Genomic DNA, 15703 nt, shown 5'->3' with positions numbered 1-15703 from the left:
ACCCCTTGCCTACTGTGGCCTAACCTCAGTATGATTCTGTTTGAATCCGCAACCCAAATTCTACCCAAGGTTTCAGCTTATGCCGTTCATGCCCTTCAATTTCCTGTTTCTATGGCTGGTGGGACTGCTGTCCCTCGGGGTACTTGGCGGAGGTATATACATTATTTACGAATGGTACATCGGCGAACTTGTAGGGAATTCCTACTTAGTCAGCGGAGTCTTGATGCTTCTTTGGTCTGTTGGTGGCCGCTTTATCAGTTTGCCCCTTTTCCGCCGCCCCGGTGCTGACGAACCGAAGCCGACGCGGACGGGTACGGTTCAGCGAGTAGAGAGGCCTGATGGCACCATTTTACAAGTAGAATTCTACGGCCCAGAGGACGGACAGCCGATTATCCTCTCACATGGTTGGGGGCCCAACAGTATGGTTTGGTATTACGCGAAACGGCAACTAACCGATCGCTTCCGAGTGATTGTTTGGGATCTTCCTGGTCTGGGAAAATCCACTCGACCAAAAAACAGCGACTACTCCCTAGAAAAATTTGCCCGCGATCTCGAAGCGGTCATTGCCATAGCAGGAACTAAACCTGTTATCCTACTCGGACACAGCATGGGCGGCATGATTGCTCTAACATTCAGTCGGCTTTTTCCAGAACTTCTCGGTAGTCGAGTAGCTGGTTTAATTCTGGTAGATACGACTTATACTAATCCCCTCAAAACCGCTATTTTTAGCGGTTTATTACGCGCTTTGCAAAAGCCGCTGCTTCAACCTCTGCTCTACCTCACCATAGCTCTTGAACCTATTATGTGGGGAATGACTTGGCTGAGCTATCTCAATGGTTCACTGTACATCAGTGTAGAAGTATCGGGATTTAAAGGCACTGAAACGCGCGGTCAATTAGATTTCTCAGCTTTCTTATCAGCCTTGGGTTCTCCCGGCGTTCTCGCTCGCGGCACACTGGGAATGCTCAACTTTGACGAAACAAAAACTTTGCCATCAATTGACATTCCAGTGTTGGTGATCTGCGGCGATTCAGATATTGCCACTACCCCCCCAGCTAGCCTGCGAATGAAAGCAGAATTACCTCAAGCAGAGCTAGTTACTATACAGAAAGGAGGACACATGGCATTAATCGAGCATAACCAGAAGTTTGCCGAAGCTGTCAGGGCATTCTGCACTGAAATTTCCTGAGTAATAATGTGAGTTAAAATCCTGTAGGTTCAGTTAAGCCTGATCCCCCCTAGCCCCCCTTAATAAGGGGGGGACAAGAGCATTCAAAGTCCCCATTTTTAAGGGGGATTTAGGGGGATCTCCGAGGAATAAACAGTGTTAACCCAAGCGTATTGAGTTAAACTCCTGTAGGTTCTGGCTGTGGTGGCCTTAAAATTCCACATCTTCGCGCTCATTTTCGTCGGTTCTGGGAGTATCCAAACCAGTCGCGGCCCAGCGCATTGTTTCAATGTATTTTGCCAGACTCGCCACAGTCGGAGCCTCAAATAAACTGCTCACAGGTAACTCGACTTGCAAAGCGTCTCGGATGCGAGAAATCAACTGAGTTGCTAACAGGGAATGCCCCCCTAGTTCAAAGAAATTATCGTAGATACTAACCTGCTGTTTTCCCAAAACTTTAGCCCAAATTTTCCCTAGCACCTCTTCGATCTCAGTCCGAGGCGCTACATAGTTTTCTGTTATATCCTCGCTGTCTGTATCTATATCAGGCAAGGCGCGGCGATCGACTTTGCCGTTGGGCGTCAGCGGCAGGGACTCCAACACTGCATAAGTTGCAGGAACCATATATCCTGGTAACTTTTCTTTCAAAAATTGGCGCAATTCACTTGACTTTAGATTGTGAATCTCTGATTTTTCATTAATGCCGTCAGGGACAACATAAGCTACCAAATGTTTATCATCTGGGATGTCTTCCCTTACAATTACTACTGCTTCGCGCACTTGTGGATGCTGGCACAAAGCCGCTTCAATTTCTCCCAATTCGATGCGGTAGCCGCGAATTTTTACTTGGTCGTCAACGCGACCTAAAAACTCGATGTTGCCGTCAACCCAATAGCGACCTAAATCACCTGTTTTATAAAGGTACGAACCAGGTTTATTGCTAAAACGATTAGGAATAAATGCAGCAGCAGTTAAATCAGGTTGGTTGAGGTAGCCTTTCGCCAGTCCGTCACCGCCGAGGTACAATTGACCTATAACACCGATCGCCACCGGCTGCAAATCCGCATCGAGGATATAAATTTGCGTGTTGGCGATCGGGCGGCCGATGGGGATAGATGTTGCGGTTTCGGGTACGTCTTGCACGCAATAATAAGCCGAAAATGTGGTATTTTCTGTAGGCCCGTAAACGTGAATTAATTGAGTCGTTGGCGCCTGTTTTAGAACTTTTTTAACCCATCTCATATCGACCGCTTCTCCGCCAAACAGCAAGCAGCGCAGCGAATTAAAAGCTTGCGGTAAAACTCTAGCAATTTGTTGAAATAAGGCAGTTGTTAAAAACAAAACAGTGATGCCTTGTTGGCGCAGTTCTAAGGCTAAATCGTGAGGCGAAAGGGTAATATTTGTGCTAATTCCCACGAGTTGAGCGCCGTTAAGCAAGGCTCCCCAAATCTCGAAGGTGGCTGCATCGAATGAAGCGTTTGATGCTTGGGCAATTTTATCGGTAGGTTCTATTTTTATATAGTGGGTGTTGAGTACCAGCCGATTTACTGCTTTGTGGGTGACAGCAACTCCCTTGGGTTTTCCTGTAGATCCAGAGGTGTAAATAACGTAAGCTAGGTTGTCTGCTGTTGTGGTGTTGGCGGGATTTTCGGCGCTTTCTTTGGCTATGTGTTCCCAGTCGCGATCGAAGTAAATCACCGAGTTTGAGAAGTCTCGGAAATTCTCAATCAATTTATCTTGAATTAGCAAGACTTTAACTTGAGCATCTTCCAGCATCAAGTTTAGCCGATCGCGCGGATAGCTCGGATCTAACGGTAGGTAGGCTCCTCCCGCTTTCAGTATAGCCAACATCCCGACAATTAGGTCGAGCGATCGCTCTGCACAAAGCCCCACTAAAACCTCCGCCCCCACGCCCATTTTTTGCAGGTAGCCCGCCAGTTGGTTGCTGCGACTGTTGAGTTCTCTGTAAGTGAGGTGCTGGCTGTCGAAAGTTAGGGCGACATCCTCCAGATGCTGCAGGGCTCGCTCTTCAAATAACTGATGAATGCACTTATTTTGAGGATAATCTGTCCGAGTATCGTTCCATTCTCTGAATAATTGATTCACTTCATCCTCGCTCAATAAAGGTAAGTTAGCAATTCCTTGTTCTGGATTAGCCACAATGCTTTCCAGCAGCGTTTTAAAATGCCTCAGCATTCGGGCGATCGTAACTTCATCAAATAAATCCGTATTGTACACAGCTAAGCCTCTGAGCCCTTCCGAATCTTCCCAATGTTCGCCGTATCTGCTCCTAAAATTATCGGAAGCTTCCCACAAATACAGCTCAAAATCAAAGCGCGTTGTTTGAGTCTCCAAAGGAAAAGAACTCAACTTTAATCCTGGCAATTCTAGCTCCTCCAGCGGCGCATTTTGCAGCCCGAATACCACCTGAAACAGCGGGTGGCGATTCAACGATCGCTCTGGGTGCAATTCCTCGACTAGCTTCTCAAAAGGCAAATCTTGATGAGCATAAGCTCCCAGAGTTACTTCCCGCACCCGGCCCAAAAAATCTCGAAATGTCGGGTTTCCCGAGCAGTCTGTTCGCAGCACTAAAGTATTGACAAAAAAACCTATTAATGCTTCAATTTCGCTGCGGTTGCGATTGGCGATCGGCGAACCTACCACAATATCTTCTTGCTGCGAGTAACGGTAAAGCAAAGTTTGAAAGGCTGCGAGGACTGTCATAAATAAAGTCGCTCCTTCTCGCTGCGAGAGCGCTACAAGTGAGTCCTTCAAGTTTTTTGGCAGTTCTAAATATTGAGTTTTTCCGCGATAATTTTGCATAGCTGGTGCAGGGCGATCGGTCGGCAAATTTAACACTGAAATCCCGTGCAATTGCTGCTGCCAATAAGCTAGCTGAGTTTCTAATACTTCACCTTGCAGCCATTCGCGCTGCCACTCGGCAAAGTCGGCATATTGAAGTGATAATTCTGGGAGAGGAGATGGCTGTTGATTTATCAAAGCTGTATAGATAGCCTCCAGTTCTCGAATTAGCACACCGATCGACCAATCATCGGAGGCTATGTGGTGCATATTTAGCAAGAGAATATGCTCGGTTTCTGTCAGCCGCAGGATGGTTACTCGCATCAGCGGCCCGGTGGATAAATTGAAAGGGCGAAGAGATTCTGCTGCGGTGAGTTTCTTTGCTTCTGTTTGCCGTTGTTCGGGGGGCAAATGTTGCAGTTCTAATAGTTTTAAATTAGTCTTGAAAGCGGGAGAGATTATCTGTACTGGTTGACCTGATACCGCTGCAAAAGTGGTTCGCAAAGTTTCGTGCCGCTGCACTATTTCGTTGAAGGTTTGCTCTAAGGCTGTTAAGTTGAGGGAACCAGTTAAGCGCAGTGCTGTTACTACATTATAGAAAGGGTTTTCCGGTGCGAATTGGTCGAGAAACCACAAGCGCTGCTGGGCAAATGATGCCGGAAAGACACACACTTCCGCATCCTCAGAAATATTCAGGCTTTGTCGATCGTTTGTAAAGGAATTGTCATAAATTTCGGATGCCATATCTGTTGCTCTTGGGGGATGGGATGTGTTAATTTTTGGATGGCGCGGGGTGGCTTTTTCAGGGTGCGATCGCCTCTTAAAACTTTCGCGAGCAAAAGATCGGAACTGTTTAAATCATAAATCTGGGTGCGGGAGTGCGGGAGAAAGGCGGGCAAAAGAAACCGGATTTCGGGCCGCGGCATCAAGTTATCCATTGAGGGGCTAGGAGTGCCACCCCCCAATCAAATTTAGTCGCGGAACGCGCTGTCACGCTTGTGATTCGGGTGCAATCGGGTGAGTTAAATGCGAGAATTACCGGGAGCAATCCGTGGAGTGGTCAAGCTGTAGTATGATTTTTAATTGCACAAAGTGTTCTTGGGGGGATGCCCTGCGGGATAGCTTTGCTTCACGCAATTTTCTCACATTTCTAGCTTAGCGACTACTATTGATTAAACAGTGTTCGCAATCTCTTAGATCAACTCACTAAAAGTTGCGACCTGATTTGTCAAAATACTTAAGAACACTGAACGTGCAGTTTAAATTAGAGGTTATAGGCTAATGGCGCAGCGGAACGTATACTCGTCAAAGGACGAGCCAGAGGATGCACAATCACCAGAAGAAGTCCTCCACTCAGTAATGCAAGAACTGGAAGCTTTGCATCAAAATGTCAAAGGTCAGTTAAATCAAGACATTACTCGGCTGCAAACTGAAAAAAATCACCTGATTGAGGATATTGAAGACCTCCGGGAGCAATATCGCAAATTGCAGTCTCAGCAAATGGAATCTCTGTCTGGGCGATACATTCAGCAGCAGCAATTGTGGCTGAAGCAGTTGGCTCAAGTTTTGGCTCACAATTTGCAGGATTTGTTGGTGCAGCGGTTCAACGAACTCAGCGCTAACTCGGGAAATTCTCTCAGCAGCCCGATTCCCAGCGGCGAGTTCCCGATACCCCTGCCGCCGAGCAACTACGACGAACGAGCCTCGCAGTTGCTGGCGGCGCTGGATGAAAGGATCGATCGCAGTTTCCAGATGCTGGAACAAGATTTAACCAGTTACGAAAGCGAGCTTTCCGTGCGGCTCAACAACATGAAAACCCTGGAACTGCAAGGGGAAGAGCTGTTACAAAATCTCGTCAACCGCATCAGGGAAGAACTCGAATCAGAAGAAGAATATCTTGAGAATCCTTTCGATGCTCAAGATTCCTATCCCGAGGAATCAACTAATTCTGTTAATTCTGTCCGCGCGCAAGTTCTGCCGCCAACACCTGCTCCAAGGCCGCAGGAACCCGTGCCGCAGCCCTCTTCAGTGCCGTCTCCAGCACCCGCTAAAGCATCTTCTCAAGTGCAGACAGGTTTGGTACTGGCTTTGTCTTCGGCGGTGGTATTGTCGCTGTTTAATGTTTGTTTAAGAATTCTGATTAAAGGCAAAAACCCTCGCATGGTTTTTGGGTTGTTTGAATTTCCGGGGGTGGTGACTCCAGGTTTTGGAAATTCTTTGTTGATTTTGTTGATGCGACTGATCGTAGTGATGGCTTTGATGCCGATATTGGCGACATTTCTGTATCCTTCTGTGTGGAAAGATATTAGGCGGTTGTTCGAGTCGGGCGATCGAGCTTTGTGGAGTAAAGTTTTAGGAAGCGCCTTTTTTCTGTTTTTGTCTCAGGTTTTGATTTATTTGGCGATCGGCAATATTCCAGCGGGGATTGCGATTACGATTTTCTTTATTTATCCGATCGTCACCGTACTAGGTTCTTGGATATTGTTTGGTTCTCGCCCCAGCACAGTCGGCTTTTTGGCGATAGTCGGGATTACCGCAGGTCTGATTTTAGCTGGGTGGCCGAGTTTTGCGGCCCCTGCTCCGGGCGGCGGCAATGTCGGGGTGGGAGTCACGGCTGCACTGGCTTCTGGGATTACCTTTGCAGGTTACGTATTGCTGACGCAAATGGCCGCGGGCAAGCTGCACCCAATTCCTTTTAGTTTAGTTAATTTCGCAGCAATTTTTGTATTTTCCTCCCTGAGTTTGTGGGTGCCGCTGTCGGAAAATTTTTCTCCTAAAATCGACCAAAATGTTTGGCCTGGTTTGATTATAGGAGGCGTTATTTTAGGGGTGCTGACGCTGTTTAGCTATCTTTTGAATAATTTTGCCATCCGCTTTGCGGGGGCCGCCTTAGCGTCAGTAATTGGCACTTTGGGACCGGCGATGACCGCACTCTTCGGGTTTCTAATTATCAATGAGAAGTTGCAGCCTGTGGCAATTCTTGGCATGGCTGTGGTGACATTGAGCGTGGCTGCTATGAGTGTGGAACGCATAGTGGCTCCTCAGAAGAAGGCTAGTTAAGGCTTGAATTTGTCCTTCATAATAGATATCAGAACCCCGATTTTTTTTTAAGTCGGGGTTCTGATATCTATTCACTTTAAAATCTAAAATATACAATCGACTTTACCTGTGACTACAGTCATTACAATATCGCCCAACTTAGAGGAGTTCCTAAAACTTCCCGAAACGGAGCCAGCTTCCGAATATATCAACAAAGAAATCATTCAAAAACCCAGGCCTCAAGGTGAACATAGCAGATTGCAGGGTAAGCTTTGCAATGTCATCAACCAAATAGTCGAAACACCAAAGATTGCTTATGCTTTTCCAGAGTTGCGTTGCACTTTCGGCGGTGTATCACTCGTCCCAGATATAGCAGTATTCCGGTGGGAAAGAATTCCCTTCCTACCATCTGGTAGAATTGCTAACCGCTTTGAAAGTTATCCCGACTGGGCGATTGAAATTCTTTCTCCCGAACAAAGCCCAACAAAAGTGCTTGCTAAATTACTTACTTGTTCGCAACAAGGCACTGAATTGGGGTGGTTAATGATTCCCGAAGAAGAAAGTATTTTAGCCGTATTTACCGGGCAAAGAGTGGAGTTGTACGAAGGTGCAACTGATTTGCCAATACTTAATGGAATTGAGTTAGAATTGACGGCTGAAACAGTTTTTAGCTGGTTGAGTGGTAGTTAAGTTAAAAAGAGCGTGAAGCGGATCTATCCCGTAGGGAATCGCCATTTTTAAACAACAGAAACAACCACTCGAAAACCCACAATACTAGCCTTACAATCCGGCTGATATCTGAGGCGGCACGCGCTGCGACAATTCGGAGGATGATCGTTCCAAGAACCCCCCCGCAACAGCCTCAGCGAAGAGTCCCCGTCAGACTCCCAAACGCTGCCATCAGCAGGCGCACCGTTATAATTATTGTGCCAAGAATCCGCGCACCATTCCCAAACATTTCCGTGGAAATCGTACAATCCAAAAGCATTAGGTTTAAAACTGCCCACATCTGTCGTTTGAAAGCGATAAACTCCCTTCGGCGCATCAGCGTAATTAGAATTTCCGTTGTAATTGGCTAACTCGCTGGTAATCGTTTCCCCAAAGTGAAACGGCCCCGTAGTTTGCCCCCGGCAAGCATATTCCCATTGGGCTTCGCTAGGCAAGCGATAATTCTTACCGGTTTTGCGAGAAAGTCGATCGCAAAACTCCACAGCCTCGTACCAAGATACATTTTCTATAGGTCGATTTGCACCTTTAAAACGGGCGGCATCGGGATTGAGAAATATTTTAATTTGCGGCAGCGCCGCAACTGCTGTCCACTGAGCCTGAGTAACTGGAAATTTGCTAATATAGAAAGATCCTAAAGTTACTGGGTGCTGCGGTTTTTCGTCGCTATCACCCCGCTCTTTTGGAGAACCCATGAGGAAAGTACCGCCAGGAACAGATACCATTTCCAGCACTGTACTGCTACCAAGATGTTCTTCAAAAAAACGCGCTTTGCCGCTGTTAACATTAGTTTGCTTCCCGCGCTTGTCTACTGTCACCACCTGAAATTCAAAAGTGCTTTTGACAGCGGCAATTCTCTGCGGTGCCTTGTTGGCAGGTGGATTGGTGTTGGGTTTTCCTCTGGGACTGACAGATATATTGCTATTGATTTTCCCGCTTTGATTGAGCGGAGTATTAATAGCAAGTGACCCTCCCTTTGTCACAGAAGAATTTAAAGCAAGTGGCCCTCCTTTTGTCACAGAAGAATTTAAAGCAAGTTGTCCTCCCTTGACAAAAGGGGGTTGGGGAGGTAAAGAATAGAGATTTAAAGCTTTGATTACTTCATCAGCCGATTGATATCTATTTTTGAGATAATCTTCAATTAACTTATCTAAAATTTTTGTCAACTCGCTGCTGACTTTTGTGCCTGCAGGCAACCGTTCTCTCCAAATCCAGCCGCCGTTTATCGGGTCATAAAGGTCATCGGAACCATCAACTTTTGGTAAACATTGAGTTAGCAGTCTCAGGCAAGTTATCCCCAAACTGTACAAATCGCTTCCGGGGAAAACTTGACCGCGCATTTGTTCTATCGGCGAATATCCGGGCGTTCCTACCGTCGTGCCTACTTTGCTCATCAGGGAGCCTGTCACTTGTTTGGAAATGCCAAAATCTATCAACACTAACTCTCCGCGCCCTCCTCTTCGGAAAGCTGAATTGCGAAAATTTCCCGCCTTTGGCAGGGAGGAGCTAACAGAGGTGCGGCGACGCATGATATTCTCAAGTTTGATGTCTCGGTGAATGACATTGCGATCGTGCACAAATTTCAGAATCGGCAAAATATCTGCCAGCAACTGCCAAATTTTTTCTTCGCTAAAAACGCCCTGCTGAGTTAATTCTGCTAGTAAAGTTTGCCCCTCAATCAACTCTTGTACTAAATAAAGCCGCTTGTCTTGCTCAAAATAAGCAATTAATCGAGGAATTTGGGGATGTTCGCCGAGTTCGTAAAGTCGTTTCGCTTCTTGCTTAAACAATTCTGCGGCTTTTTCAAGTGCGGAGGTTCCTTGAAATTGGGGTACAAACTGCTTGATTACGCAGGGATCGTCCATGCGATCGGTATCTACCGCTTCATAAGTTCTGCCAAATCCCCCTTCCCCCAACAGTCGAATCACGCGGTAGCGGTTTCTGAAGAGAGGCGTGAGGTCGGACTGGCCGCAACTTTGACAAAATTTAGAGTTGTCGGGATTGAAAGGATGAGGACACCTGGGATTAGAACAGTAGAACATATCTGGGAAGAAATGATCCGGTTAAGGTTATGATATATCTTTTATGTCTATCTGCCTCCTCATGGAGTTATAAAAATTAGAAATAGATTTGAAGAAGAAGAATCATAGCCCGAGCGACTAATTTTCGCAACCCCCTCACCGCCGATATTTGTCGTCGCAGTCCCCAATCGACTCATGCAAGTCCCTGGATTTCTCAAAAATAGGGTTGATTAGAACTGAGATGTTGCACCTGCAGTCAATAAGGGGTTTTTGGGTGGGTTGGGGCGGGTTTATGTAACCTGTCTGCAACTTTTAAAACTATTGGTGAACCCGTCCCAACAGGTTCCACACGAATGGTACAAGATGTGAGTTAGAAACTACTTTACTTCAAATACTCTACCGATCGCGCTCTCGCTGAACTTCTTGCAAGAGTCGTGTAACGTCTGCTAGCTCGTCTTGAGCATTGGTGTTCTGAAAAACTCTAACTGCCTGCCCAAAAGCTTCAATAGCTCGATCGTATTGCCTCATAGAGCGATAGGTATGCCCTAGGTTTCTCCACACCCAACCTTCTCGCACAAGAGTTCCTTGAGATCGAGCAATTGCGATCGCACGAAGATATGCTTCGACAGCTCTATCGTACTGCTCAAGTTCTTTATAAGCTGTACCGATATTATTGAGTACCCAAATTTCTTTGCTCCGATCTCCTAGTTCCTGAAATATCAGCATCCCTTGCTGATATAGCTCAAGTCCTCTGTTGTATTCACCTAAAGAAGTATAGATTGCACCAAGGTTAGTGATAGCAACGCCTTGGAGTTCGCGATCGCCTGATGCTCTCGCACTCTCTAACTGATTTTGCCATAATTTGAGATTCTCCTCATATGTATTTTTTCTGGGTAGCTCTGATGAAATTGTGAATGAATTACCTTTAAGGTCTAGAACTTGCGAGTTCGAGACTTGTCCGAGAGATGCGGAAAAATTCGTCAATCGATTACCAGCAAAGGCCGAAGGAATCAGGAAAAAGGGAAATGCACTCAAAGCAATGGTTTCAGCAATTAATAATTTCCTAATAGCTGAGAAGGTTGCTATCTGATAAATGCCTTCTAGACTTTTTGGCATGAGTTACATTCCGGTTAGTGTTTCCTGGTGTTCTACCAAGTATATAAACAAGAACAATCAAGAGTAAAGACTAAAAGGGCGATCGCCTTTACTCACGTCCGATCGACCAAATTCATCTTCAAAATAACCGATCGCTGGGAATTCTCTACAAACTGTTTGCCACATTCCTTACAGAGATAGCACTGCTTCCCCCGTCGATAACCGTTTTTGGACAACTGCTCAGATTGACAATAAGGACACTTCATTACTTTCATTACACAATTAGACCGACCTTCCCCCACATACGACTCTAAATACGACACCAACAAATCCTCAATCTGCTGTACCAGTTGTTGGCGATGCTGTCGATCGGGGCTGCGAAGTGCCGACAGAATGACGGCATTAATGCTGTGAACGCAAACCTCCGCTAACAGGCTGCATTGCGCCTCCCCCAAGCTGGGATTTCTCTGCTGCAAAAGACTCGCCATAAAGTCGATCGCTTCCTGAGTCATACTTTCATCGATCGACTGGAAAATCTCGCGCGCTATATAAAACTGCACAAACACCACCCGCGATACTGGCTGTTCAAACATCTGTGCAACAGCAGTCACAAGGGTATGAATCATTTCGCGCAGGGGTAACTGAACGATTTCCGACGTGTTCGCCTGCGCCCACATCGCCTTAACCCGATCGGCATGACGGAGCTCCATTGCATTAAAAATGGCAGCTTTATCAGGAAAAAACTGATACAGAGAACCGATGGCTGTCCCTGCTTTTGCTGCAATTAGATGGGTAGTCGCCTCGGAATAGCCCACCTCGTCAAACACTGCTGCTGCTGCATCCAAGATTTTTTCGACTCTTTCTTTACCCCGCTGCTGTTTCGGTTGACGGCGCAAACTGCTTGACGAATGCGAATATTCTGTCATATTCTAAGGAAGCGACAAATCTCTCACAATTTTAGGTCTAAAGGAGAACACCATGCACTCTATGCTTCCCGGTGCGCCTTGGCTGCTGGCACATAAGTCAATGCTGGCAGCGAACCAACCTCGCAAAATTTCCTTGTATGGCACCGACTATGTGATGTGGAAAGATATTGCCGGAACCATCCATGCCTTGCCCAACGCCTGTCCGCACATGGGAGCAATGCTGTCGGAAGGATGGTGCGAAGCCCAAAGCGATCGCACAAGCGGTGTCGTCTGCCCCTTCCATGCCCTGAAATTTGATGCTGAAGGCTGCACCGTATTGCCCGGATCGAAGCAGAAAACATTGCCCTTACTAAAACCGTTAGAGCTGATTATTCAAGATGACTTCATTTGGTCTTATGGGGAATACGAGCCGCAAGTCCCCATTCCCAACGTGCTCAAGGAAATCGCAGAAACTTACTACTTCATCGGGCATACCGCCGATCGCAGCGTTGAGACAGATTTGCTGACCATGCTGCTAAATATGCACGACTACAATCATCAAAACGGCACCCACCGGGACTTGTTTAGGATTACCGATGTGGAATTTCATCAATTCATTGATGAGGGACATCAATCCCATGCGTTTTATGATATGCCTACTGCCCCTTACAGTTTGGCAGAAAAGCTCAGAAAGCCAGATTTGTTGCTACTGCCCACCACCATTAAAGCTCACTTAGAAAATCATTTCCCATCCCTAGTAATTTTTCATGGAGAAATGCCATTCGGCAAAGGTGCACAGTGTCATATATTCGTACCAGAAGCCGAGAATCGGACGCGGACTTATATTTTGCTGTTCGGTCAAGCAAAGCATCCTATATTTAAGGTGTTGGGGGGGACGTATCTCAATTTTGGCAAAGTTGTCGTGGATCAAGATGCGGATATTTTAGGAAAAATTTATCCCCATACCCCTCAGAAAATTAAACTCAATAATGAAGTGGGAATGGATTGGGTACGGCGCAATTTTGAAAGCTTCCCTAATGTTATGGAACCTAATCTTTCAAGGTAGATAGCATCGAAGTTGCGGTATAACACTCCGATCGCCCTTTCCAAATATCGCACTCTGCGCAGAACAATTCCGAGTAATTTATGATGATTGACCCGTCAGAACAAAATTGAGCCACCCTTCATACCACGCCAGAAAATTAGGCGAGGGATCAAAAACAGGGGAATTCAAGCCCTCTATGTAGCAGATTTTACCTCGTAAAAGTCCATTTAACACTAAATTAAAGAACCCACCGCACCCAAACTCACAGACTGTAATTGTTCCACATTCTGGTGCCCAAGTTTCTTGGTCATACTTTTCCTCCCAGTCTTCGCCAACAACTTCGACACCCCATGACTCCTCATTTTTATATTGTTCGAGCAATAGACAGGGTTGGCTTGGACATTTGAGCAATGTGTCTTTTTCCGAGAAACTAATGCCATGATCCCATTTTTCAAGAGGTAGTATCCCATAGTACGGCCCAGCTCCACCATTGCCGATTTGTTCTAAGAAACTCCTATATTCCAATGGGAGGCTGACCTTATACTTCGCTTCCCAGACATCGATTTTATCGGAACTCAGCGGGCGATTAAATTGAAATTGATGTCTGTCTACGCCAAAGAAGCGATAGTGATTTAAAACACGTTCTTCTTCGGTGTAGGAACCTGACAATTGACGTGGAATTGTTTTGGCAAGTTCAATTTTTGCCTTGATTCGTTCAATTTGTTCCCTAACTATACCTGTTGGAAACCATAGCCATAGATGCTTACACGTGGGACACGTTAAGTTTAGTGTACCTCGCTTCACTGGAGCACGAAGTTTCTGGGCACAATTCGGACAGGCAGTAATCACTTTTTCTAGTGGTGATACTTTCTGTTCATCGCGTAATGTTTGTTCTTCATTAAATGAGCTTGTTTCCATAAAATCTTACTCAAATGAGTGGCTTAATTAATGAGGCTAGCTGAATCTGCCCATTCTGATAAATGCCTTCGAGGGATTTTAGCATGAATTGTAGTCCGGTTAGTATTCGCTTCTATTCTAGCAAGTATAGAACAATTAAGAGTAAAGACTAAAAGGCCGATCGTACCGAATCGAAGAGCGATCGACCCACGGTAATAGCGTACCTACGTGCCCAAGTGGATAAGTGCTGCGCGGATCGCGATGAACCACACCGCGAGCGGGGAAAATAGGTAGAGGTAGAACCGAACTATGATGAGATTGAATGTGCAATGGACAGCGCTATGCAATACGCGAAACACAACGAAGACCCAGGCGGCGTTTACATACACTGCATCCACCTGCTTCGTGATGAAGAGGTATAGGACAAGCGCATAAAAAATTATCGGAATCTCGAACAGGTTTTTTAGGTTATCCGATGGATTGGATACGCTTGGTGGCGATATCTGCGCCAGTGCGCCCGGTACAGCAAAATCCTTTTGACCGAGCTTTCTACTTGTGATAAAACTGATACGGCGGATGTACATATACACCCAGACTAGGAGGGTTAGAAACACTGTGGCAAAGAAGGGAGTAAAGATTGCATCTTGCGTCATTTCTACCTCTCAAATTTGATTATTTTGATAGTTGCTGGACGATAAAGTGGACGATATGCGATGTACAAGGCTGGAAGAAACATAGAGCAACGCAAATCCAATTAGAGGATGGAGTATCTCTAGGTGAAGAGGACTTTTGAGATGAATGCTGGAAAATTGTAGTCCAACCAGCACTGGCAAACTTGCGGCGAGATGTCGTATTCTGCGTGAGAATGGGGCGATCAACGACCATCCCAGTAATACTAATGACAACCCACTGTACCCTCGCACTAGCCAAACATGAATATCCCACCAGGCAGGATTATTGAAGTAGGCAACTCCAACCGTTAATAACTGAGCAATCAAGCAGACATTAAAGATGATTGAAGTCACATAAAAGCCGATATGTATCCAACGTGTGGGAGTGCGCTCGCGCTCGGTTTCCGAACTGGTTGTCATGTCAAGTTGCTTTGGAGATTACAAGGGTAATATAATTCGAGTATTGCAATGCTTCTAGTCCTCGATCGGGTACTATTTTTGACACCATGACCATGAAAAGTCCCTTGCAGCTTTTATTTGAAGCGCTCGACCAGGTAAAGGACGAACAAGATTTGCGATCGCAAGTCCTGCCCAAAATCGGTGAGTATTTTGCAGCTAAAAGATCGGGAATCTTTTTCTTCGATCGACTGCCCTTGGTAGATAGTAATCTTCAGAAAACACTGCAAATTGGACTATCAATCGAACATAATCCTGTTGTGCGTTATCTAGTGGAGCGTCACGCTCCTGTCCATGAAGCATTGGTGGCATCTCCCAAGGTTTGGACAATGATTTGTCCCCGACCCGATCATTGGCACGTGATGGCGGGACCGATTGTCAGCCGTGGTCAATTAATGGGTGTAGTGGGTTGTACGCGCGATCGGTCAATGCCTGTCTTTGATACAGAAAATCTAGCGGATTTGAGTGCGATCTGTTTGCATTTGTCTGTTTGGGCTGCAACAGTACGCGCGGCGAAGCTATCCCCTAGGGAATTGCCACACCAACCTTTCAAGACCTCACGCCTAACGCCTCGTGAATTGCAAATTGCCGAACTGGTTGCTTTGGGGCGAACCAACGCAGAAATCGGCAGGGAACTTTGGATTACTGAGAATTCAGTGAAGCAAGCTTTGAAGCGAATGTTCCGTAAGCTTGAGGTTTCGTCTCGTGCACAAATGGTTGCACAGCTTTCGGCGACCAAATATAATTTGCCAAGTGTAAAAATGTCTCCATCCAACTTGATGCAGAACACCCACCAATAAACGGCGTTGCATAATTAGAGTATGAATAGAGGGAATCACCATGCCATGTCCTGAGTGCAAATCAACCCATATCCGTAA

Annotated in this window: 12 protein-coding genes and 2 pseudogenes; 5 read left to right on the top strand and 9 right to left on the bottom strand. The window is 46.1% G+C overall.

Features of this window, described 5'->3' with window-relative positions; all coding sequences use genetic code 11:
* The first annotated feature begins 88 nt into the window (after nucleotides 1–88).
* Nucleotides 89–1189, top strand: coding sequence for an alpha/beta hydrolase (locus QUA47_RS22865; RefSeq protein WP_333432440.1), 1101 nt, complete (start codon nucleotides 89–91; stop codon nucleotides 1187–1189).
* A 189-nt stretch (nucleotides 1190–1378) separates the two neighbouring features.
* On the opposite strand, the gene QUA47_RS22860 is transcribed toward QUA47_RS22865, so the two are convergent.
* Both QUA47_RS22860 and QUA47_RS22855 read right to left on the bottom strand, forming a co-directional pair.
* Entirely contained in the window at nucleotides 1379–4714 is a 3336-nt protein-coding gene (locus tag QUA47_RS22860) for an amino acid adenylation domain-containing protein (protein WP_333432439.1), read from the bottom strand.
* Nucleotides 4663–4896: a hypothetical protein gene (locus QUA47_RS22855; RefSeq protein WP_333432438.1), complete on the bottom strand. Its 234-nt coding sequence runs from the start codon at nucleotides 4894–4896 to the stop codon at nucleotides 4663–4665. Before QUA47_RS22855 ends, QUA47_RS22860 begins: the two co-directional genes overlap by 52 nt.
* A 355-nt stretch (nucleotides 4897–5251) precedes the next feature.
* Here QUA47_RS22855 and QUA47_RS22850 point away from each other — a divergent pair, with 355 nt between their 5' ends.
* Entirely contained in the window at nucleotides 5252–7030 is a 1779-nt protein-coding gene (locus QUA47_RS22850) for an EamA family transporter (RefSeq protein WP_333432437.1), read from the top strand.
* A gap of 108 nt (nucleotides 7031–7138) precedes the next feature.
* Nucleotides 7139–7699 (top strand): Uma2 family endonuclease, encoded by a 561-nt coding sequence (locus QUA47_RS22845; protein ID WP_333432435.1) that lies wholly within the window; start codon nucleotides 7139–7141, stop codon nucleotides 7697–7699.
* A 47-nt stretch (nucleotides 7700–7746) separates the two neighbouring features.
* Here QUA47_RS22845 and QUA47_RS22840 read toward each other — a convergent pair whose 3' ends face one another.
* The 4 genes and pseudogenes from QUA47_RS22840 to QUA47_RS22825 form a co-directional block, all read right to left on the bottom strand.
* Complete coding sequence (locus QUA47_RS22840) at nucleotides 7747–9777, bottom strand: bifunctional serine/threonine-protein kinase/formylglycine-generating enzyme family protein (RefSeq protein WP_333432434.1); 2031 nt, start codon at nucleotides 9775–9777, stop codon at nucleotides 7747–7749.
* Nucleotides 9778–10152: 375 nt separating this feature from the next.
* Nucleotides 10153–10872, bottom strand: coding sequence for a tetratricopeptide repeat protein (locus QUA47_RS22835; protein ID WP_333432433.1), 720 nt, complete (start codon nucleotides 10870–10872; stop codon nucleotides 10153–10155).
* Nucleotides 10873–11012: 140 nt separating this feature from the next.
* Nucleotides 11013–11117 (bottom strand): annotated as a pseudogene (locus QUA47_RS22830) (IS1/IS1595 family N-terminal zinc-binding domain-containing protein); the annotation flags it as partial.
* A gap of 57 nt (nucleotides 11118–11174) precedes the next feature.
* A pseudogene (locus tag QUA47_RS22825) lies at nucleotides 11175–11777 on the bottom strand (TetR/AcrR family transcriptional regulator); the annotation flags it as partial.
* A gap of 52 nt (nucleotides 11778–11829) precedes the next feature.
* Between QUA47_RS22825 and QUA47_RS22820 the strand changes: the two are divergent.
* Nucleotides 11830–12822, top strand: a complete 993-nt coding sequence (locus tag QUA47_RS22820; RefSeq protein WP_333432432.1) for a Rieske 2Fe-2S domain-containing protein — start codon at nucleotides 11830–11832, stop codon at nucleotides 12820–12822.
* A 78-nt stretch (nucleotides 12823–12900) separates the two neighbouring features.
* On the opposite strand, the gene QUA47_RS22815 is transcribed toward QUA47_RS22820, so the two are convergent.
* The 3 genes from QUA47_RS22815 to QUA47_RS22805 form a co-directional block, all read right to left on the bottom strand.
* Nucleotides 12901–13719 (bottom strand): SMI1/KNR4 family protein, encoded by an 819-nt coding sequence (locus tag QUA47_RS22815; protein ID WP_333432431.1) that lies wholly within the window; start codon nucleotides 13717–13719, stop codon nucleotides 12901–12903.
* Nucleotides 13720–13922: 203 nt separating this feature from the next.
* Nucleotides 13923–14351, bottom strand: a complete 429-nt coding sequence (locus QUA47_RS22810) for an MAPEG family protein (RefSeq protein WP_333432430.1) — start codon at nucleotides 14349–14351, stop codon at nucleotides 13923–13925.
* A gap of 9 nt (nucleotides 14352–14360) precedes the next feature.
* Nucleotides 14361–14789 carry a DUF6220 domain-containing protein gene (locus tag QUA47_RS22805; RefSeq protein WP_333432429.1) on the bottom strand — a complete coding sequence of 143 codons (429 nt, stop codon included), beginning with the start codon at nucleotides 14787–14789 and terminating at the stop codon, nucleotides 14361–14363.
* Between the two features lie 92 nt (nucleotides 14790–14881).
* Between QUA47_RS22805 and QUA47_RS22800 the strand changes: the two genes are divergently transcribed.
* Nucleotides 14882–15625 (top strand): LuxR C-terminal-related transcriptional regulator, encoded by a 744-nt coding sequence (locus tag QUA47_RS22800; protein ID WP_333432428.1) that lies wholly within the window; start codon nucleotides 14882–14884, stop codon nucleotides 15623–15625.
* The last annotated feature ends 78 nt before the right edge of the window (nucleotides 15626–15703 follow it).

The sequence above is a fragment of the Microcoleus sp. MON2_D5 genome (assembly GCF_036701905.1).
In the GTDB taxonomy this organism is placed as follows: Bacteria; Cyanobacteriota; Cyanobacteriia; order Cyanobacteriales; family Microcoleaceae; genus Microcoleus.
Note: the sequence above shows the minus strand (reverse complement) of the source record. Positions and strands in the feature narration are given on the sequence as shown.